Annotated in this window: 16 protein-coding genes; 12 read left to right on the forward strand and 4 right to left on the reverse strand. The window is 60.1% G+C overall.

Annotation, left to right across the window (positions count from 1 at the left end):
- Nucleotides 1–85: 85 nt before the first annotated feature.
- The 3 genes from RlegSU303_RS12415 to RlegSU303_RS12425 form a co-directional block, all read right to left on the reverse strand.
- On the reverse strand, nt 86–1408 hold the full coding sequence (locus RlegSU303_RS12415) for a sensor histidine kinase (protein ID WP_131619800.1): 1323 nt from the start codon (nt 1406–1408) through the stop codon (nt 86–88).
- Entirely contained in the window at nt 1405–2145 is a 741-nt protein-coding gene (locus tag RlegSU303_RS12420; protein ID WP_094085773.1) for a response regulator, read from the reverse strand. The genes RlegSU303_RS12415 and RlegSU303_RS12420 overlap by 4 nt, the downstream gene beginning before the upstream one ends.
- A gap of 126 nt (nt 2146–2271) precedes the next feature.
- Complete coding sequence (locus tag RlegSU303_RS12425) at nt 2272–3321, reverse strand: alpha/beta fold hydrolase (protein WP_131619799.1); 1050 nt, start codon at nt 3319–3321, stop codon at nt 2272–2274.
- A 359-nt stretch (nt 3322–3680) separates the two neighbouring features.
- Between RlegSU303_RS12425 and RlegSU303_RS12430 the strand changes: the two genes are divergently transcribed.
- The 11 genes from RlegSU303_RS12430 (at nt 3681) to RlegSU303_RS12480 (ending at nt 17249) form a co-directional block, all read left to right on the forward strand.
- Nucleotides 3681–5456: a cytochrome c biogenesis protein DipZ gene (locus RlegSU303_RS12430; protein WP_131718597.1), complete on the forward strand. Its 1776-nt coding sequence runs from the start codon at nt 3681–3683 to the stop codon at nt 5454–5456.
- 51 nt (nt 5457–5507) lie between these two features.
- Nucleotides 5508–6266 carry an alpha/beta hydrolase gene (locus tag RlegSU303_RS12435; RefSeq protein WP_094085770.1) on the forward strand — a complete coding sequence of 253 codons (759 nt, stop codon included), beginning with the start codon at nt 5508–5510 and terminating at the stop codon, nt 6264–6266.
- A gap of 399 nt (nt 6267–6665) precedes the next feature.
- Nucleotides 6666–7388, forward strand: a complete 723-nt coding sequence (locus tag RlegSU303_RS12440; RefSeq protein ID WP_094085769.1) for a DeoR family transcriptional regulator — start codon at nt 6666–6668, stop codon at nt 7386–7388.
- Nucleotides 7389–7563: 175 nt separating this feature from the next.
- A complete protein-coding gene (gene deoC, locus RlegSU303_RS12445) occupies nt 7564–8592 on the forward strand; it encodes a deoxyribose-phosphate aldolase (RefSeq protein WP_165505269.1) in 1029 nt (342 codons plus the stop codon).
- Nucleotides 8593–8597: 5 nt separating this feature from the next.
- On the forward strand, nt 8598–10985 hold the full coding sequence (locus RlegSU303_RS12450) for an aldehyde dehydrogenase family protein (RefSeq protein ID WP_094085768.1): 2388 nt from the start codon (nt 8598–8600) through the stop codon (nt 10983–10985).
- Nucleotides 10986–11144: 159 nt separating this feature from the next.
- Complete coding sequence (locus tag RlegSU303_RS12455) at nt 11145–11600, forward strand: RbsD/FucU family protein (protein ID WP_017960761.1); 456 nt, start codon at nt 11145–11147, stop codon at nt 11598–11600.
- 12 nt (nt 11601–11612) lie between these two features.
- Nucleotides 11613–12545 carry a ribokinase gene (gene rbsK / locus RlegSU303_RS12460; protein ID WP_131718598.1) on the forward strand — a complete coding sequence of 311 codons (933 nt, stop codon included), beginning with the start codon at nt 11613–11615 and terminating at the stop codon, nt 12543–12545.
- Nucleotides 12542–13417, forward strand: coding sequence for a carbohydrate ABC transporter permease (locus RlegSU303_RS12465; protein ID WP_003540324.1), 876 nt, complete (start codon nt 12542–12544; stop codon nt 13415–13417). Before rbsK ends, RlegSU303_RS12465 begins: the two co-directional genes overlap by 4 nt.
- Complete coding sequence (locus tag RlegSU303_RS12470; RefSeq protein WP_131718599.1) at nt 13414–14442, forward strand: carbohydrate ABC transporter permease; 1029 nt, start codon at nt 13414–13416, stop codon at nt 14440–14442. Before RlegSU303_RS12465 ends, RlegSU303_RS12470 begins: the two co-directional genes overlap by 4 nt.
- A gap of 44 nt (nt 14443–14486) precedes the next feature.
- Complete coding sequence (locus tag RlegSU303_RS12475; protein WP_017960765.1) at nt 14487–15941, forward strand: ABC transporter substrate-binding protein; 1455 nt, start codon at nt 14487–14489, stop codon at nt 15939–15941.
- A gap of 219 nt (nt 15942–16160) precedes the next feature.
- Nucleotides 16161–17249: an ABC transporter ATP-binding protein gene (locus RlegSU303_RS12480; RefSeq protein ID WP_017960766.1), complete on the forward strand. Its 1089-nt coding sequence runs from the start codon at nt 16161–16163 to the stop codon at nt 17247–17249.
- Nucleotides 17250–17503: 254 nt separating this feature from the next.
- Here the strand turns inward: RlegSU303_RS12480 and RlegSU303_RS12485 are convergent, their stop codons facing one another.
- Nucleotides 17504–19654 (reverse strand): OmpA family protein, encoded by a 2151-nt coding sequence (locus tag RlegSU303_RS12485; RefSeq protein ID WP_131628964.1) that lies wholly within the window; start codon nt 19652–19654, stop codon nt 17504–17506.
- 330 nt (nt 19655–19984) lie between these two features.
- Between RlegSU303_RS12485 and RlegSU303_RS12490 the strand changes: the two genes are divergently transcribed.
- Nucleotides 19985–20758: a transporter substrate-binding domain-containing protein gene (locus tag RlegSU303_RS12490; protein WP_017960768.1), complete on the forward strand. Its 774-nt coding sequence runs from the start codon at nt 19985–19987 to the stop codon at nt 20756–20758.
- Nucleotides 20759–20867: the final 109 nt, after the last annotated feature.

Here is a 20867-nt window from a genome sequence, read left to right on the forward strand (position 1 = left end):
GCCCGAAATGTCACAAAGCGTAGCAGCAGATATCGAGGACATGTTCGCATACAAAACGTCTCGAAATTTTGCAGCGCCCCTGATGTCAACGGATAGTGATTTCCGCGGCAAGCCCACCGCCGGCGCGATTGTAGAGCCGGAGCGACCCACCGATCTTGGCCGTCAGCTGCTGGGCGATCGCAAGACCGAGACCGGTGCCGCCGGTTTCCCGGTTGCGGGATTGCTCCAGCCGGAAGAAAGGCTGCATGGCAGCCTCGAGCATATCGTCGGGAATTCCAGGCCCGCGGTCCATGACAGTGATGATGATATCGTTTTCTGGGCTGCGCTCGACGCTGATCTCGGCGGCGCCGGCAAACTTCAGTGCATTGTCGATGAAGTTCGACAGGATGCGGCGAAGGGCATGCGGCTTGGTGAAAGCGGCACCCTGAACCAGGCCGATGACGGTGACTGCCTTTCCGATGTCCTGGTAGTCGTAGGCTATGCTGTCGATGAACGAGGCGAGATCGATGCGGGCGCTCTTCTCGCCATTGCCATGCGCACTGCGTGCATAGGCAATGCCGTCCTGAACGAGACGCTGGATCTCGCCGAGATCATGCACCAGCTTGTCTTTCTCAGGCGAATCCTCCGCCATATCGGCGCGCAGCCGCATACGGGTGATCGGCGTCTGCAGGTCATGCGAGATTGCCGCCAATATCTGGACGCGCTCCTCGAGATAATGGGCGATCCTCTCCCGCATCGCGTTGAACGCCCTTGCCGCATGCGCGACCTCGCTCGGCCCGGCCTCGCTCAAAGCCGGACCGTCCTTGTTCGGATCGAGAGCATCGGCGGCGGCGGCAAGCTCGCCAAGCGGCCGGATCGCCTGGCGAACCGCAAACCAGGTGCAGAGGATGAGCAGCGCCATCTGGACGATGAAGACATAGGGCAGCCATGCGGCAATCGGCATGACGCCCTTCGGCGTGACGTCGATCGTCAAGGGGCTTCCGTCGCTCAGCGTCAGATGCGCCTGCAATCGGTTCACATCGCCAGGAATCCGTTCGATACGGATTGGAAAGCGGTGCCCGATGGCCTCCTCGATCTTTCCTGAGATTTCCGCCCCTTTGCTTGACGTGTCAGGCACGCCGGGAAGGCCGGGCCCGAGCACGAAACGATAATTGCCGCGGCTCAGCCGGTCGAGCAGATCGCCGCGTTCGCCCGGCGGAAGCCGATCAAGAACCGCAATCGATGTTGCCACGTCGTTTTCCAGCGTGCCGAGCATCACCGCCTTGGCCGACATGTACCGCTCCATATAGAGCACACTGAACGACAACCCGTAGGCCAAGGCCAATCCGATCAGCAGGATGAGAAATATCCGCGACCGCAACGTGCTTGGCCACGTCAGGCCCGAACGCCAGTGGATTGCCGCCTTCATTGGCGCGGCTCCGATATTTCGACCGGAACCGAAAACACATAGCCTTCGCTGCGCACCGTCTTGATATAGGTCGGTTCGCGCGCATCGTCGCCCAGCCTCTGACGCAGGCGGCTGACCAGGAGATCGATCGAGCGATCGAAGAGATCGGCGTCGCGGCCCTGCGTCAGGCTCAGAAGCTGGTCGCGATTGAGCACACGCTGCGGATGGTCGATGAAGACGCGGAGCAGACGGTATTCGGCGCCACTCAGCGCAATCGCGGTCCCTTCCCTGTCGAGAAGGTGCCGGGCGACCGTATCGAGCCGCCAGTCGCCGAAGGTCAGCAATTGCCCGGCCTCGCTGATCTGCAGGTTGGGCGGCAGCATCCGCGTGCGCCGCAGCACCGCCTTGATGCGGGCGAGAAGCTCACGCGCAGCAAAGGGCTTGGGAAGATAGTCGTCGGCGCCCATCTCCAGCCCGAGTATCCTGTCCATCTCGTCGGTGCGGGCCGTCAGCATCAGGATCGGAATCGCCTTGTGCCGGCCGGCGCGCAGTTCGCGGCACAGCACCAGCCCGTCATCGCCGGGCATCATCAGATCGAGCACGATCAAGTCGACCGCATTGGCTTCGACAAAACTGCGCATCTGCCGTCCGTCGGCAGCAACGCTCGTGCGCAGACCATTCTTCTGCAGATAGCCCGATACCAGCTCGCGGATTTCGCGATCGTCATCGACGATCAGGATGTGATCGACATGATCCATATTTCCCTGTTCCTTATCGATAGAATCGGCCGCGTCTGTCGCTTCGTTGCTGACCGAAGCGACAGACGCGAGCTACGCACATTCCGCCGGCCGGAGCAACGAGGCTCTGCAACCGGCATCGTCGACCTAGAAGCGATCGACGTCTATGACCGCCTGCGCAAAAGCCTGCGGCGCTTCCTGAGGCAGGTTGTGGCCAATGCCGCCGCCGATCGTGCGATGCTCGTATTTGCCGGAGAATTTTCCGGCGTAAGCGGAAGGCTCCGGATGCGGCGCACCGTTTGCATCACCTTCCATGGTGATGGTCGGCACCGAAATGATGGGCGTTGTGGCAAGCGTCGTCTCGTAGGCATCATACTTGGCCTCGCCTTCGGCAAGCCCGAGGCGCCAGCGGTAATTGTGAATGACGATCGCGGCGTGGTCAGGATTGGCGAAGGCGGCGGCCGATCTGTCGAATGTCGCATCGTCGAAGTTCCACTTCGGCGAAGCAGTCTGCCAGATGAGCTTTGCGAAATCGTGCGTGTTGCTCTCGTATCCCTGACGACCGCGTTCGGTGGCGAAATAGAACTGGTACCACCAGGCAAGTTCGGCTTTCGGCGGAAGCGGCTTCTTGTTGGCCTCCTGGCTGCCGATCAGGTAGCCGCTTACAGATACCATCGCCTTGCAGCGCTCGGGCCAGAGCGCCGCCATAATATTGGCGGTCCGCCCACCCCAGTCGTATCCAGCAATGACAGCCTTCTCGATATCCAGCGCATCGAGCAGCGCGATCATGTCGGCGGCGAGCGCTGACGGCTGGCCGTTACGCGGCGTCTGATCGTCCAGGAAGCGCGTCGTCCCGTAACCGCGCAGATAAGGCACGATCACCCTGTAGCCTGCCGCGGCAAGCAGCGGCGCGACATCGACGAAACTATAGATGTCATAGGGCCAGCCATGCAGCAGCAATACGACCGGGGCATCCGCCTTTCCCGCCTCGGCATAACCGATGTCGAGCACGCCTGCCTTGACCTGTTTCAGCGCTTCGAAGGACGTGTTGGTTCCAGGCTTTATAGCTGGCACCGATGCGGCCGTCGCAGACGACTGGGCGGCGGCCATGCCGGCCACGCCGAACTCGACGACCGCAAGGGCGACTGCCGTCATGCCGAAGAAACGGCGGCGGTGATGGTTGATTTGCTCTGACATCGGTCTCTCCTGTCGAATGGATCACAGTGCGGATATGACGCGGCGCTTGTATCGACCATATGTCGCAAGTCCTCGGTTTTTGAATACGGATGTAGCTTCCGGCCATCGGGATACATTCTGATACAATCGCGCCGACCGAGCAAAGCATCCACCGGCAGCAGCCATTTCGCGGCGGTCCACCGCCGGGACGGTAGTTTGTATCGCTTTGTATCGTCCGCGCCTCATCGCAATGGTTCGGTACATTTCCCAGCCAAACCCGACACATCCGGGATACGTCCGCCCGGCCATATCCCCGGCGTTGCTGGTTCGGGCCCCATCGCCGTCCAGAGCCCGATCAATCGGTTTCAAAGGAAACGATGATGACACTTCTGATCATTGCCTATCTCGGAGGCGCGCTGACGATCCTCAGCCCGTGCATCCTGCCCATCCTCCCCTTCGTCTTCGCGCGTGCCGGACAGCCCTTCGTCAGAAGCACGCTGCCTATGCTGGCGGGCATGGCCGCCACCTTCGCGCTGGTCGCCACACTGGCCGCAGTCGGCGGCAGCTGGGCCATTCGGGCCAATGAATATGGCCGCCTTGCCGCCATCGTTCTGCTTGCTCTCTTCGGCGCAAGCCTGCTTTCACCGCGTTTCGCAAGCACGCTTGCCCGCCCGGTCGTCGACCTTGGCAACAATCTTATCAACGCCACCGGCAGCGGACGCGGCGCCACGGCTGTGAAAAGCTCGCTTCTTCTCGGCGTCGCCACCGGACTGCTCTGGGCGCCCTGCGCCGGTCCGATTCTCGGCCTTGTGCTGACCGGAGCCGCATTACAGGGCGCTAATCTGCAGACGACCTTCCTGCTGATCGCTTATGCCGCTGGTGCTGCAAGTTCGCTTGCGGTCGCCCTGCTTGTCGGCGGCCGGATATTCACCGCCATGAAGCGTTCGCTCGGCGTTGGCGACAGGATTCGTCAGGGGCTCGGCGCTGCCGTGTTGGCGGGTGTCGCCGTCATCGCGCTCGGCCTCGACACCAGCCTGCTCGCCCGGCTCTCCTATGCCAGCACCGCATCGCTGGAACAGGCCGTGCTCGACAGGCTGCATGCAAAGCCGCTCAGTGGCGCATCTTCCGAGCTGGCGAGCAACGAAGTGATGATCGCCGCAGCCGATGCGAAGAACCCCTTCCGTAGCGACTTGCCCGTCGAAGGCCCCGCCCCTTCGCTCGACGGCGCGGTCGAATGGCTGAACTCTGAGCCTCTCACCACGGAACAGCTGCGCGGCAAGATCGTGCTCGTCGATTTCTGGACCTATTCCTGCATCAACTGCATTCGTACCATCCCCTATGTCAGAGCATGGGCCGAAAAATATGCGGCCCAGGGTCTCGTGGTGATCGGCGTCCATGCCCCGGAATTTGCCTTCGAGAAGAAGATCGACAACGTCAAGAAGGCAATTGGCGACTTCCAGATCGGCTATCCCGTTGCGATCGACAATGACTACGGCATCTGGCGCGCCTTCGAAAACAGCTACTGGCCTGCCGCTTATCTGATCGATGCCAAGGGCCAGATCCGCTACCACCATTTCGGCGAAGGCAATTATAACAGGACCGAAAAGGCCATTCAGGACCTTCTGCGCGAAGCCGGCAGCCAAACGACGGCAAGTGCGCCGGTCGTGCCGGATGCCAAGGGCGTGGAAGCAGGTCCTGATCTCGGCAATATCCGCTCCGGCGAAACCTATCTCGGCTACGAACAGGCGGCGAACTTCGCCTCTCCCGAAGGGCTGCAGGCCGACACGGCGAAAAGCTATTCGATCGCCGAACCCGGCCTCAATGGCTGGGGCCTGTCTGGAATCTGGACCGTCGGCCGGGATCAGGCGACGCTTGATCAGCCGGGCGGCGGCATCACCTACCGCTTCAGCGCCCGCGATCTGCATCTCGTTCTTGGGCCTGGCGCCGGCGACAAGCCGATCCGCTTCCAGGTGAAGATCGACGGCAAGGCGCCAGGGCCCGATCACGGGTCAGACGTCGATGCCGATGGCAATGGCACGGTGACCACGACGAGGCTTTATCAACTCGTCCGCCAGTCCGGCACGGTCGCCGCCCGCAACTTCGAGATCCGCTTCCTCGATCCCGGCGTGCAGGCTTACGCCTTCACATTTGGCTGAACCTGAACGCATCAATCGCGATCATCAACAACGACCAAAGGAGTGATAGTCATGAACAAACGTCTTCTTTTCACTGCAGCACTTGCATTTGCCACCACCGCCATCGCGTTCGCAGCAGAGGCTGCCACGGTCAAGAACATCGTGATCGTCCATGGCGCGCTGGCCGACGGCTCGGGATGGCGCAAGGCGACGGACATTCTCGAGAAGCGCGGCTTCAACGTCACCATCGTCCAGCAGCCCATCACCTCGCTCGACGACGATGTGGCGGCGACCAAGCGCGTTCTCGACCTTCAGGACGGACCGGTCCTGCTCGTCGGCCATAGCTACGGCGGCATGGTCATCACCGAAGCTGGCAACGACCCCGCCGTCGCGGGCCTGGTCTATGTCGCGGCGTTCCAACCAGACAAGGGCGAAAGTCTGCTCAGCCTCGCCAGCTCGAAGCCCGCCGGCAGCATGGATATAAAGGAAACGAAGGACGGCAAATATCTCTATCTCGATCCGGGCGCCTTCGCCGCAGCTTTCGCAGCCGACCTTCCGCAAGCCGAAGCCGATTTCATGGCAAAGTCACAGGTCTTCGCCGCAAAGCAGGCATTCTCCGCCAAGATCACTCAGGCTGCATGGCGGACGAAGAAAAGCTGGTCGATCGTCGCCACCGAGGATCGCTCCATCAACCCCGAGCTGGAACGTGACATGGCAAAACGTGCCGGAAGCGACGTGACTGAAATAAAGGCAAGCCACGCCGTCTTCGCATCCCAACCGGAAAAGGTCGCCGATGTGATCGAAACGGCAGCAAGGAAAGCCGGCGAGTAGCACGCGCAGCCAGGAATGTCTTAAGCAGTCGCAAGGATGAAGCCCCTGGTCGGAGGGCCACCCGACCGGAGGCGTAACGAAGTCGCCCCTGCCGGTCGAAATGTCGATCTCGTGGTCCCCTGCTTCCCGCAGTCGAAGTCGGGCACCCACTTATGCGACATTGTGACCATTCCATCAAAAAATGGAAGATCAGTCACAAATTCTCATTTCAAATCGCGGGGTTTCCCTATAAAATTGAGGCGATATGCCGTGTCGCGCGCAACCGGCTGGTGCAGAAGCTGTATCTCGGCGCAAATGCCGGATCGTAGGTCGAGGGAAAAACTAGATGGGAATGGCAGTCCCTTGTTAAATTTTCATCAGAACACTATTGCAGTGTAAACGATAAGGGAGACATGCGATATGGATAGTCGCAGGGGCCGGCGCATCGCAGTCTTATCCGAGGCCCTTTCACAACATCGCATTCTACACATCAAGAATGCTGCCGAGATCCTGGGCGTCTCAGAGATGACGGTTCGGCGTGATGTCAGCGCCAATGCAGGCCAGTTCGCGTTTCTCGGCGGCCATATCGTTGCGGCTGTCGAAGCGGAAAACGATCCCTATGAAATTTCCAAGGCAGCCGACAGTCATGCCGCGGCAAAACGGCAAGTTTGCACACAAGCCGTTGATTACATTCACCATGATGATACGGTGTTTTTCGATTGCGGCACCACGTTACCCTATCTGGTCGATCTGCTCCCAGACCAGATTCACATAACGGCGATCTGTTACGCCATGAATGTCGCCGATCGTCTGACGCGAAAACCCAACGTTCGCCTTGTTATGCTCGGTGGTCTTTACCACCCAGCATCGGCGAGCTTTTCCGGGGCCTCGGGGCTGGAAATGCTCGATCAGCTTGTAATCAACGTGGCATTTCTTTCTGCAGCCGGTGTCGATGCCCGGCGTGGCGCGACCTGCGCGCATTTTCACGAAGCGGAGATCAAGAAAAAGGCGATGTCCCGGGCACGAAAGAATATACTTCTCGCCGACAGCAGCAAAATCGGCAAGCTTAAGCCGGCCTTTTTCAGCGACATGAAGTCGTTCGATGTGGTCATCACCGAAAACGGTATGAACGACTTCGACTGAGAGATCCGCATTTTTTCTGCGCCTATTGAAATCTAAACTTGACGCAGCGGTACGGTGATGCAAACCTCACAAACAATGAAAAAAAAATCACATTTGACCCAGTTGTGAAGCTTCCACTTCGTGCGTCTGCACTGATGGCAACAAGACTTTCACGCTCTGGCCGGGAGGATTCGATTTGGAAACCGTTGCTGTTCACAATGCGGCAAACACGGCGCATCACGCAGCCCCTTCGCGATTGCCGGACGGCACCCATAACCGGCCGCGCAATACCGGTATGGAACTCGATCTGTCGTGGGTGCTTGATACGCGGGTCAACCTGTCTGCCACCGAGCGCCGCGTAGCCTCGCTTCCCGGACGCCGCACCGTCAAAAAGGACGCACAGGCGGCTTGGCTCCTGAAGGCGGTGACCTGCATCGACCTGACGACGTTGAACGGCGACGATACCCCCGAACGCGTCAAACGCTTGTGCGCGAAGGCGATGAATCCGATACGTGCCGACATTCTGGATTCCCTTGGCATGAGCGGCCGTTCGATCACCACCGGCGCCATCTGCGTCTACCATCGTTTTGTTGCAACGGCCGTCGAGGCGCTCGGAGATTCCGGCATTCCGGTCGCCGCGGTTTCGACCGGTTTCCCTGCCGGCCTCAGCCCGCACCACCTCAAGGTCAAAGAAATCGAGGCGTCAGTTGCCGATGGCGCGAAGGAAATCGACATCGTCATCACCCGTGAGCATGTGCTGACCGGCAACTGGACAGCACTCTACGAGGAAATGAAAGAATATCGCGCCGCTTGCGGTGATGCGCATGTCAAGGCCATTCTGGCGACCGGCGACCTGAAGACGCTCCGCAATGTCGCCAGGGCCTCGCTGGTCTGCATGATGGCGGGAGCCGATTTCATCAAGACCTCGACCGGCAAGGAAGGCGTCAATGCGACGCTTGCCGTGACATTGACCATGCTGCGGGCGATCCGCGCCTATTATGAGCGCACCGGTATCAAGATCGGCTACAAGCCGGCCGGTGGCATTTCGGCGGCGAAGGACGTGTTGAACTACCAGTTCCTGATGAAGGACGAACTGGGGCGCGAGTGGCTGGAGTCCGATCTCTTCCGCATCGGTGCATCAAGCTTGCTTGCGGATATCGAGCGGCAGTTGGAGCATCACGTCACCGGTGCCTATTCGGCCCTCAACAGACACCCGATTGGATGATCCAGATGACTGTTGCAAAGTATTTCGACGAAATGTCCTACGGCCCTGCCCCTGAGTCCGATATCGAAGCTCGCGACTGGCTGGCGCGCCACGCTTCCGGTTTCGGTCACTTCATCAATGGCGCGTTCGTGCCCTCCGCGTCGGGCAAGAACTTCGACACGTTCGAGCCAGCCACCGGCAAGGTCCTGGCGAAGCTCGCGATCGGCGGCGCGGCGGATGTGGACAACGCAGTTGCTGCGGCCCGCAAGGCACAGGCGTCATGGGCGCGATTGCCGGGCCACGCGCGGGCGCGCCATCTCTATGCACTTGCCCGGATGATCCAGCGCCATGCGCGTCTGATTGCTGTGGTCGAGGCCATCGACAATGGCAAGCCGATCCGCGAAACCCGCGATCTCGACGTGCCCCTGGCAGCCCGTCATTTCTATCATCACGCCGGATGGGCGCAAATCCAGGACACGGAATTTGCCGATCATGTGCCGGTGGGCGTCGTCGGCCAGATCATCCCGTGGAATTTCCCATTCCTGATGTTGGCCTGGAAAGTGGCGCCGGCTTTGGCGCTCGGTAACACCGTCATCCTGAAGCCTGCCGAATTCACCTCGCTGACGGCGCTTCTCTTTGCCGAACTGGCATCCGCGGCGGGCCTTCCGCCGGGCGTACTCAATATCGTGACGGGAGAAGGCGAAACAGGCGCACTGCTCGTCGGGCATGAGGATATCGACAAAATTGCCTTTACCGGATCGACCGAAGTCGGGCGCGTTATTCGCGAGCGTACCGCGGGCAGCGGCAAATCCTTGACGCTGGAACTCGGCGGCAAGTCCCCTTTCGTCGTCTTTGACGACGCCGATATCGACGGCGCCGTGGAAGGCGTGGTCGACGCGATCTGGTTCAACCAGGGACAGGTCTGCTGCGCCGGTTCGCGGCTTCTGGTTCAGGAAGGCATTGCCGATCTTTTCCATGCGCGGCTGAAGCGCCGGATGGAGACATTGCGGGTCGGTCTGCCTTTGGACAAGTGCATCGATATGGGTGCGATCATAGCGCCCGTGCAATTGACGCGTATCGAAGCGCTGGTGAAAAAGGGAGTTTCAGAAGGCGCGACACTGCATCAGGCCAAGATCGACCTGCCGAAGGGCGGCAGCTTCTACCCGCCGACGCTTCTCAGCGGCGTGCAGCCCACATCGATCGTCGCGACCGAGGAAATCTTTGGGCCGGTTGCAGTCTCCATGACTTTCCGCACACCGGAAGAGGCTATCCAGCTTGCCAATCACACCCGCTACGGCCTCGCCGCCAGCGTCTGGAGCGAGACGATCGGCTTGGCGCTGAACGTTGCGGCAAAGCTCGCAGCCGGCGTGGTCTGGGTGAATGCCACCAATCTTTTCGATGCCGCCGTCGGTTTTGGCGGCAAGCGCGAATCCGGATTTGGCCGCGAAGGCGGACGCGAAGGTTGCTACGAATATCTGAAGCCGAAGGCTTGGGTCGGTCGCAAGGCGCGCGCAGCTATGCCCGCACTTTCGCAAGTAAAGCCGGTTGCCGGCGATTTTGCCCTGCCAAGCATCGACCGGACGGCAAAGCTCTTCATCGGCGGCAAGCAGGCACGCCCGGACGGCAATTATTCCCGTGTCATCGCCTCGCCCAAGGGCAAGGCGATCGGGGAAGTTGGCGAAGGCAACCGCAAGGACATCCGCAATGCGGTGGTTGCCGCACAGGCCGCCTCCGCCTGGTCGAATGCGACCACTCATAACCGCGCCCAGATTCTCTATTACATCGCCGAAAACCTCAGTGGCCGCGCCGACGAGTTCGCCTCGCGGATAACAGCGATGACCGGAGCTTCCGCAGCCAATGCAAACGCCGAGGTCGACGCCGCGATTTCCCGTCTCTTCACCTACGCAGCCTGGGCGGACAAATATGAGGGCGGCATTCACCAGCCGCCGCTTCGCGGCGTTGCCCTGGCCATGCCGGAAGCCATCGGCGTCGTTGGCGTCATTTGCCCGCCGGAAGCGCCGCTGCTCGGCTTTATCAGTCTGGTTGCGCCGTTGATTGCCACCGGCAATCGTGTCGTCGCGGTGCCGAGTGAGCCCTTCCCGCTTTCGGCCACGGATTTCTATTCCGTCCTGGAAACGTCGGATGTGCCTGCCGGTGTCGTCAATATCGTCACCGGATCGGCGATCGAACTGGCAAAGATCCTTGCCGCGCACAATGACGTTGATGCGTTGTGGGCCTTCGGCTCTGCGGAACTTTCGACGACGGTGGAGAAGCTGTCTTCGGGCAATCTCAAACGAACCTTCGTGGACAATGGCAAGGCGACGGACTGGATGGACAGAGCCGCTGCCGAAGGCGCGCTATACCTACGCCGGGCCGTGGATGTGAAGAATATCTGGATCCCCTACGGAGAATAAGGGCTCCAACTCTGGTCATCCGGGCGGGAGGAGAACCGCATCGGCAGGCGAGAACAACGGAATTTGAGGGAATCGCAGAGCTGTAACGGAGCTGCGGTTATTGGGCTCTGTTTTGTGGCACGAGGTGCTGCGAAATGGTGCAACTAAGGGAGGATTTCCATGCTGAAGAATATCGATTCGGCTCTGAATGCGGATGTGCTGCACGCGCTCCGGTCCATGGGGCATGGCGACACGGTCGTCGTTTCCGACACCAATTTTCCTTCGGACTCCATTGCCCGGCAAACGGTGCTCGGCAAGCTGTTGCGGATAGACAATGTATCTGCTGCCCGCGCCATTAAAGCTATTCTTTCGGTAATGCCGCTGGATACGCCGCTGCAGCCGTCTGCCGGGCGAATGGAAATCATGGGCGCGCCGGACGAGATCCCTCCCGTGCAGCAGGAAGTCCAGGCCGTTATCGATGGCGCCGAGGGCAAGCTGGCGCCGATGTATGGCATCGAGCGTTTCGCCTTCTATGAGGAGGCCAAAAAGGCCTATTGCGTCATCACCACGGGCGAAAACCGCTTCTACGGCTGCTTCCTCTTCACCAAAGGCGTGATTCCGCCGGAAACCGTTTGAGGGGAAACGATAATGAAGGTGGGTGTTTCGATCCTCGGGATTTTCGTCGCCGACACGGCCTATCTGGCCAAGCGCATGCCAAACGTTGGGGAGACCATCACCGGGACCGGTTTTGCAGTAGGCCCCGGCGGCAAGGGATCCAACCAGGCTGTCGCTGCTGCCCGCGCCGGTGGAACAGTCTCCTTCATCTCGAAGATCGGCCGCGACACCTTCGGCGATATGGCGCTGAAGACCTATGCGGAAGCAGGCGTGACGCCGAAGGTTGTACAGATGGACGATATGCCGACCGGCGCTGCCTTCATCTACGTCAATGACGGTAACGGCGACAATGCCATCATCGTCTATCCAGGTGCCGCAGGCACCATTGGCGTTGGTGATGTTGAGGCGGCACGCGAAACCATCGAGCAATCGGCTGTTTTCGTGACCCAGCTCGAACAACCGGCCGAAGCGGCGCAGCGCGCCCTCGAAATCGCCCATGCGGCCGGCGTTACCACTGTTTTCAATCCAGCGCCGGCCGAGCCGTTTCCGGACACGATCTATCCGCTCTGCGACTATATCGTCCCAAACGAAACCGAGGCAGCGGCCATCGTCGGTTTTCCGCTCGACACGCTCGACGACGCCAGACGGGCTGGCGATGCCTTTCTTGCCAAGGGCGTGAAAGCCGCGCTGATCACCCTGGGCGGTCGCGGTGTGCTCTATCATACGGCCGGGCAATCGGTTCATCTTCCGGCGGTCTCCTCGGGAGCGGTCATCGATACCACCGGCGCCGGCGACGCATTTGTCGGCGGCTTCTCGGCAGCGCTCTCGCGGGGCGCAACTCCGGTCGAGGCCGTGCGTTTCGGCTGCGCTACCGCCGGTATTGCGGTGACGCGGCGGGGCACCGCGCCTGCAATGCCAAAGATCGAGGAAATCGAGGCGCTTCTCCGGAAAGGAGACGCGGCATGACCCGCAACGATCCGATCAAACACTTCTTCATCTGGCCGGCGTTGCTGATCGTGCTGGTGATCTCGATCTTCCCGCTGATCTATTCGCTGACCACCAGCTTCATGAGCCTGCGCCTCGTGCCGCCGATCCCCGCGCGTTTCGTCGGCTTCGGCAACTATACGGAACTGCTTCAGAATCCACGCTTCTGGAATGTCGCCTGGACGACGACGATCATCGCTTTTGTGGCGGTGACGCTGCAGTATGTCATCGGTTTTTCCGTGGCGCTGGCGCTTAACCGTCGGGTGCCCGGCGAAGGTTTGTTTCGGGTCAGCTTCCTGGTGCCAATGCTTGTAGCGCCCGTTGCCGTCGCACTCATTGCCCGCCAGATCCTCAATCCCACGATGGGCCCGCTCAATGAGCTGATGACCGTCTTCGGTTTTCCCAACCTGCCTTTTCTGACGCAGACCAGATGGGCTATCGGCGCCATCATTTCCGTCGAAGTGTGGCAGTGGACACCCTTCGTCATCCTTATGCTCCTTGCCGGGTTGCAAACCCTGCCGGAGGACGTCTACGAGGCTGCCGCGCTTGAAAATGCCAGCCCCTGGCAACAGTTCTGGGGGATCACATTCCCGATGATGCTGCCGATTTCGGTGGCCGTGGTCTTCATCCGCCTCATCGAGAGCTACAAGATCATCGACACGGTGTTCGTCATGACAGGCGGAGGACCCGGCATTTCGACCGAAACGCTGACCTTGTTCGCGTATCAGGAGGGCTTCAAGAAGTTCAACCTCGGCTACACATCCGCCCTCTCCTTCCTCTTCCTGATCGTCATTACCGTGATCGGGCTCGTCTATCTCGCCATCCTGAAGCCCTATCTGGAGAAGCACAAATGAGCGTGCGTGACCTCAAAGGATCCGGCCGCTGGTGGGCGCTCGCAGGCTGCCTGCTCTGGCTGGCCTTCACCTTCTTTCCGCTTTACTGGGTCGCGATCACCTCGTTCAAGTCGCCGCTCGGCGTCGTCGGCGGGCCGACCTATATTCCATTTGTCGACTTCGACCCGACGCTGACAGCCTGGAGCGAGCTTCTCTCGGGCGCCCGCGGCCAGTTCTACAACACCTTCATCGCTTCCACGATCGTCGGGCTTTCCGCATCGGTGCTGGCCACCTTCATCGGATCGATGGCAGCCTATGCGCTGGTGCGCTTCACCTTCGAGGTCAAGCTGCTGTCCGGTGTGATTTTCGTCGTTGTTGCCTTCGGCGGATATCTTCTTGGCCGTCATGTTCTGGGCTACGGACAGGCTATTTCGCTGATCTACGCCTTTGTCGCCGCGCTTGCGCTCGCCATCGGCTCCAGCCGAATGAAGCTTCCGGGGCCGCTCCTCGGCAATGATGATATCGTCTTCTGGTTTGTCAGCCAGCGCATGTTTCCGCCTATCGTCGCCGCCTTTGCCTTGTTCCTGATGTACACGGAAATGGGCAAGTTGGGGTTCAAACTGGTGGACACCTATACAGGCCTCACCTTCGCTTATGTCGCCTTCTCGCTGCCGATCGTGATCTGGCTGATGCGCGATTTCTTTGCGGCACTGCCGGTGGAAGTCGAAGAGGCGGCGATGGTCGACAATGTGCCGTCGTGGAGAATTTTTTTCGGTATCGTCCTGCCCATGTCCAAGCCGGGCCTGATCGCGACATTCATGATCACGCTCGCCTTCGTCTGGAACGAGTTCCTGTTCGCACTCTTCCTGACCAGTTCCAAATGGCAGACACTTCCCATTCTCGTCTCAGGGCAAAATAGCCAGCGCGGTGACGAGTGGTGGTCGATATCGGCAGCCGCCCTGGTTGCGATCATACCCATGGTCGTCATGGCGGGCATTTTGAGCAGGCTGATGCGGTCTGGCCTGCTTTTAGGAGCAATAAAGTGACCGTTCGACAAGCCTAGTCATTGTTCAATTCCAGGGAGGAAAACATGAGAAGATTGCTACTGAGTTCAACGGCCGCAGGACTATTTGCTGTGGCGGGCGTCCCATCCGCGCTCGCATGCGAACCGGACTACACCGGTGTCACGCTCACCGCCACGACGCAGACAGGCCCCTATATTGCTTCTGCGCTGCAACTCGCCGCCAAGGGCTGGGAGGAAAAGACCTGCGGCAAGGTGAATGTCGTCGAATTTCCGTGGTCGGAACTCTATCCAAAAATCGTAACCTCGTTGACCTCGGGCGAAGACACGTTCGACGTGGTTGCCTTTGCGCCGGCCTGGGCACCGGACTTCACCGACTTTCTTTCGGAAATGCCGAAGAGTATGCAATCAGGTGCCGACTGGGAAGACATCGCCCCGGTTTACCGCGAGCAATTGATGGTCTGGAACGGCAAGGTCCTGTCGCAGACCATGGACGGCGACGCTCATACCTATACCTACCGCATTGATCTGTTTGAAAACGCGGAAAACCAGAGCGCCTTCAAGGCGAAATATGGCTACGATCTGGCCCCGCCGAAGACATGGAAGCAGTATCTCGACATCGCTGAATTCTTCCAGCAGCCGGACAAGGGCCTCTGGGGCACGGCGGAAGCCTTCCGCCGTGGTGGCCAGCAATTCTGGTTCCTGTTCAGCCATGTTGCCGGCTACACAAGCCATCCCGATAATCCGGGCGGCATGTTCTTCGATCCGGATACGATGGATGCGCAGGTGAACAATCCGGGCTGGGTTCGCGGCCTTGAGGAATATATCCGCGCTTCGAAACTGGCGCCGCCGAACGCGCTCAACTTCTCCTTTGGCGAAGTCAATGCCGCCTTTGCCGGTGGCCAGGTCGCGGAATCGATCGGCTGGGGCGATACCGGCGTCATCGCCGCCGACCCGAAGCAGTCCAAGGTCGCCGGCAATGTCGGTTCGGCATCGCTGCCGGGCTCGGACGAGATCTGGAACTACAAGACCAAGAAGTGGGACAAGCAGCCCGAGGTCGTCCAGACTTCCTTCATGGCCTTCGGCGGTTGGCAGGCGGCTGTTCCGTCGTCCTCCAAGAACCAGGAGGCCGCTTGGAACTATATCCAGTTCCTGACGAGCCCGGCGGTTTCCGGTCAGGCGGCCATCACCGGCGGCACAGGCGTCAATCCTTACCGTCTTTCGCACACGACAAATACGGCGTTGTGGTCGAAGATCTTTTCCGAGCGTGAGGCCAAGGAATATCTCGGAAGCCAGAAGAACGCGGTGACCGCCAAGAACACGGCGCTCGACATGCGCCTGCCGGGCTATTTCTCCTATACGGAAATTCTCGAAATCGAGCTTTCCAAGGCATTGGCTGGAGAGGTGACGCCACAGCAGGCGCTGGATACCGTGGCTGCCGGATGGGACAAGCTGACGGACGAGTTCGGCCGCGACAAGCAACTGGCAGCCTATCGTTCGTCGATGGGTCTGCCTGCAAAGTAAACCCATCCTCAACATCCCATCCCGGCGGTGCCGGGATGGGATTAGACATCGTTGGAAGAAGAAGCAAACCATCTCCGCTTAGAGCGCGGTGCGTCCTTCGGACGCAGAAAGGACGCTCTAACACTTTGAATCTACGCATCATGCTTTCCGAAAATCGATTCCGATTTTCGGGCCGATGCGCTGGGCCAGGCGATGGAATTCTCATGAAAAGGTTACAGCATGTCCCAGGTGCGTTTGGATCAGGTCACCAAATCCTTTGGTAGCGTTGAGGTCATCCCTCCGCTCGATTTGGCAATTGCCGACAAGGAATTCGTGGTTCTTGTCGGACCTTCCGGCTGCGGGAAGACAACCACCCTGCGGATGATCGCGGGGCTAGAACAGACGACATCAGGGGAAATCCGTATCGGCGAGCGGGACGTTACAACGCTGCGCCCGGGTCTGCGCAATTGCTCGATGGTGTTTCAGAATTACGCGCTCTATCCGCATATGACAGTTGCCGAAAACATCGGCTACGGCATGAAGGTGCGCGGAACGCCGAAGCAGGACATCAATGCCGCCGTTGCAAATGCGGCGCGCATTCTCAATCTCGGTGCCTATTTGAAACGCAAGCCGAACGCGCTCTCAGGTGGCCAACGCCAACGCGTGGCGATTGGCCGGGCGATTGTTCGCCAGCCGGATGTGTTCCTGTTCGACGAACCGTTGTCCAATCTCGACGCTAAATTGCGCATTGAAATGCGAACAGAAATCAAGCTCTTACATCGCAGGCTCAAAACCACGATCGTGTACGTTACACATGATCAGGTAGAGGCGATGACGATGGCCGATCGGGTGGTGGTTATGAATCAAGGGCGGATCGAACAGGCCGCTGATCCGATCACCCTTTACGAATCTCCGAAGAATCTCTTTGTTGCTGCCTTCATCGGCTCGCCAAGCATGAACTTCATCGAGGGGCAACTTGTACAAAACGCCGGTGGAATTGCCTTCCAAGCCGAGGGTGGGGTCGACATTCCGGTTCCTACACAAAGAGCCGAGCGCCTTTCGGCGGCAGTAGGACAGTCCGTGGTTCTGGGGATCCGACCGGAACATACTATGGTTGGGGATTCCAATGTTTCAACTGTGAGCCTTCACGTCGCCGATATCGAGCCCCTCGGTCCATATACACTGGCGATCGGCAAGGTCGGGTCAGCGGCCTTTACTGCCCAGATCCACGCGTCATCGCGCGTTGGCCCGGATGACAGGATTAGTGTTCCAATTGACACCCAAAAAATGCACTTTTTTCTTAAAAGTACCGGAGACACGGTGGGCTAAAATCTCCGTAACTTGTACGGCAATCCACCAAAAGGACATTCGAACATCCGTATGAATTCAAAGACACGTGGCGTCGGCAGCGCCACGTGGGGAAAGGCGTCCCAATGCCTCCGGTGATCGACGACAATCCGCTCTCCTGCCGATATCTCCGGAGAAGAGCGAGCGAACCGCACTTCTCAATCCTTCAAGCCAGTTGGAAAGAAGAAGCAAGAACGGAATGCCCCTCCCGAGAATGGAGAGGGGCACCCAAATCATCACTTGTTGGCAGCGACCGGGCGGACCAGTGCCGTGACGCGGCGGATGGTGACGCGGCGGTTTTCCTGCTCAGGGGCCGACGTGTTGACCTTCAGGTAGTTCTCGCCATAGCCCTGCGTCGCGAGGTTCTCCGGCGCGATGCCGTAGACGTCGGAGAGCACGTTGGCGACCGATTCCGCCCGCTGGTCGGAGAGGATCAGGTTGCTCTGGTCTGAGCCGACAGCATCCGTATGACCCTCGATCAGGAAGGTTTCGCTCGGATCCTTCTCGAGCACCTGGCTGATCGCGTCGGCGACCTTGCGCAAGGTGCGCGCCTGGGCCATCGGGATCTCGGCGCTACCGGTCGCGAAGGTGATCGTGTCGAGGTCGATGCGGCGCACCTTGTCGCGGATACGGGCCGAGTACTTCACCTCGTCGAGCGAATAGACACGTTCCACCGGCTCGACGGGCGGCTCGCTCAGGAACTCGTAATAGTCCCGGTTCGGGTCGCTGCGAGTGTCGATGATGTAGTCGCTGAGTGGTACGCGCAGCCGCATCGGCGGCAGGTCGGCCCCCGGATCCTCGAAATAGTCGCGGTCCGGATCATCATAGAGATCCTGCGAATAATAGAGCACGTCCTCGCGCCCGCGGGCATCGACGCGCGACCGCTGGATGATGTCGCCATAGCGGTTGCGGATCGTCACAATCCGATAGCCTTCCGGCCGCGTGATCGTCTCGCGGTAGCGGTCGCCGGAGAGCTCTTCGTAGCTCGGCCGTTCGCCGTCACGCAGGAAGCGCCTGTCGTCATCGCTGCGCACGATCGTCCTGTTATCGTACTGGATGATCACACGGCTGTCGTCGCCGCGGTCGTCAAAGCGCGCACCGTCGGGACGGACGAATCGCGGCCGCTCGTCGAGCTTCCTGCCCTTCTCGCTGGTCACTGCCTCGAGCTTGACCGGCGCCGGCGCTTTGGCGCCGCTCAAAGCCTGTGCATCGGCATCCGAGGTCGGCACCTTCACCTCCTGGCTGTCTGCCCGCTGCCTGTCACGATCGCGGCGGCCCTCCCGGCCCTTGCTGCGGTCGGCATCCTTGTCGCTGTCGAGCACGGCTGCACCGTTTTCGACCGGCAGCACGACGGTCTCGTTGCTCTTGGCTGGATCTGCAGCGATCTTCTTGCGGCGCTCCAACTCCTCGGGCGAAGCTTTTTCCGGCGCCGGAATGGCCTGCTCCACCTGCTGACCACTGCTGGCATCCGGCAGCGGCTGGGCAGTGTCGGTGGCGGGTACAGCCGACTGTCCGCCGGCGGGCTGTTCGCCGGTAGGCTTTGCAGCTTTGCCATCCTTGGGCGTTTCGGCGGGGGCGGCTTCGGGAGCGGCCGCCTTGTCTTCGGTTGGCTTCTCTGCGGGTGCTGCAGCCTCGCCCTTTGTCGGCTTCTTGGCAGGCGCTTCGGCAGCGGGTTTTGCCTCCGGCTTCACCTCGGGCTTTGCCTGTTCCTCGGCCGGCGACACTGCCTCCGGAGCGGCAGTTTCGGTCTTAGCCTTGCCCTTGTCTCGGCCCTGGGCCTTATCCTGCCCTTTTTCCCGCTTACCGCCTTCAGGCTTGGGCTCGGGTTGGGCCTGTTCCGTCTCCGGCTGAGTTTCCTTGGCGGCAGGCTGCTGCTCGGGCGCCGGCTGCGCCTCAGGCTCGGCTTGCTGCGTCTCCTGCTTCTTCGGCTTTCTCGGCTTTTCCTGCGTTACGGGTTGCTCTTCCTGCTGCGGCTCGGCTTCCGGCTGAGCTGCCTGCTTGGCTTTCCGCTGCGGTTTGCTTTCGGGCGCAGGATCCTCCCTCGGCGCTTCGGCCTTCGGCGGTTCCGGCTCTGCCTTGGGTTCGGGCGCAGGCGCCTCCTTCCGCTCGGCCTTCGGCTTCTCGGCGGGCGCCTCCTTCGGCTGCTCGGCGGCCGGCGCCTGTTCAGCCGGTGCTTCCTCCTTCTGCTTGCGCTTCTTCTTTAAGAGCTCCTCCTCGGAGGGCGCGTCCTGCGCCACTTCGAAACTGCCCTGTTCAATCTGCCGCACGGCTGCAGTCTCGGTTGCGGCGCCGCCCACGGCCGCCATCGCCGTTGCCGGCTGGAGAGCCAGCGAAAGAGAAAGCAACGGAAAAGCCGCGCTCGCGAACAATCTTGATTTCATGCCCATCGGGTTTCCTCGATCCTGTTTGAGCTTCTTGAGGCCGCCAGGCCCTAGTTCCGCCCCTAGCTTCGCATTGAGGCGAAACGGCGGAATGGCAATTGCCGAGCCGCCGATTTGTTCCGGTTCTAGGAAGTCGGGGATTAACCTCCCGTGAATGTTGCAGTCTGCTTTCGTTCATCTCGCCTGTTATTTGCACCGCACAATTGCGCGGGAATTTCTGTTGCAATTCCATGAAAAAAAGTCTGATTATCGCCACAAGGCGGTGTCGACACCGTTGAACTGCGGCCGTCAGCCCAACAGAAAAACGAGCGACGGCTACCAACAGAGAGGATCCTCATGCTTAACCCTACCCGTATCTTCGCGGCAGCCTCGATCGCGGCAATGTCGCTCTTTGCCAGCTCGGCCATGGCCGAGGGCGAGAAATACGTGATCGGCACCGATTCGACCTATCCGCCCTTCGAATTCGTCGATGCCAGCGGCACAATCCAGGGCTTCGACATCGATATCACCAAGGCGCTCTGCGCTGAAATGAAGGCCGAATGCTCCTTCGTCAGCACCGACTGGGACGGCATTATCCCGGCGCTCAACGCTAAGAAGTTCGACATGATCGTCTCCTCCATGTCGATCACGCCGGAGCGTCTGAAGCTCGTCGATTTCTCGAACAAGTACTACAACACCCCGCCGGCCATTGCCGTGCCGAAGGATTCGACGATATCAGACGTCGCCGGTCTCAAGGGCAAGGTGATCGGCGCGCAGACCTCCACGACGCACGCCAACTATGCCGAGAAGCATCTCGCCGACACCGAGCTGAAGCTCTATCCGACCGCTGACGAATACAAGCTCGACGTTGCCAGCGGCCGTGTCGACGCCGTCATCGACGACGTCGTCGTTCTCTCCGAATGGGTCAAGTCCGACGCCGGCGCCTGCTGCAAGATCCTGACGACCCTGCCGGTCGACAAGGAAATCAACGGCAACGGCGCAGGAATTGCCATCCGCAAGGGCGACCCGTTGAAGGAAAAGCTGAACACGGCGATCGCTGCGATCCGCGCCAGCGGTGAATACAAGAAGATCCAGGACAAGTACTTCGACTTCGACGTTTACGGCGAATAAGAAATTCGTTATCTCGCCGATGAAGGTAATGGCGGAAGGCTTGCTCTTCCGCCATTTTTGTTTGACAAAGATAGCAAGATTAAAACGGCAAAAGCCGTGAGGGGAATTC

The sequence above is a fragment of the Rhizobium sp. SU303 genome (assembly GCF_021052345.1).
Taxonomy (GTDB): Bacteria; Pseudomonadota; Alphaproteobacteria; order Rhizobiales; family Rhizobiaceae; genus Rhizobium; species Rhizobium laguerreae.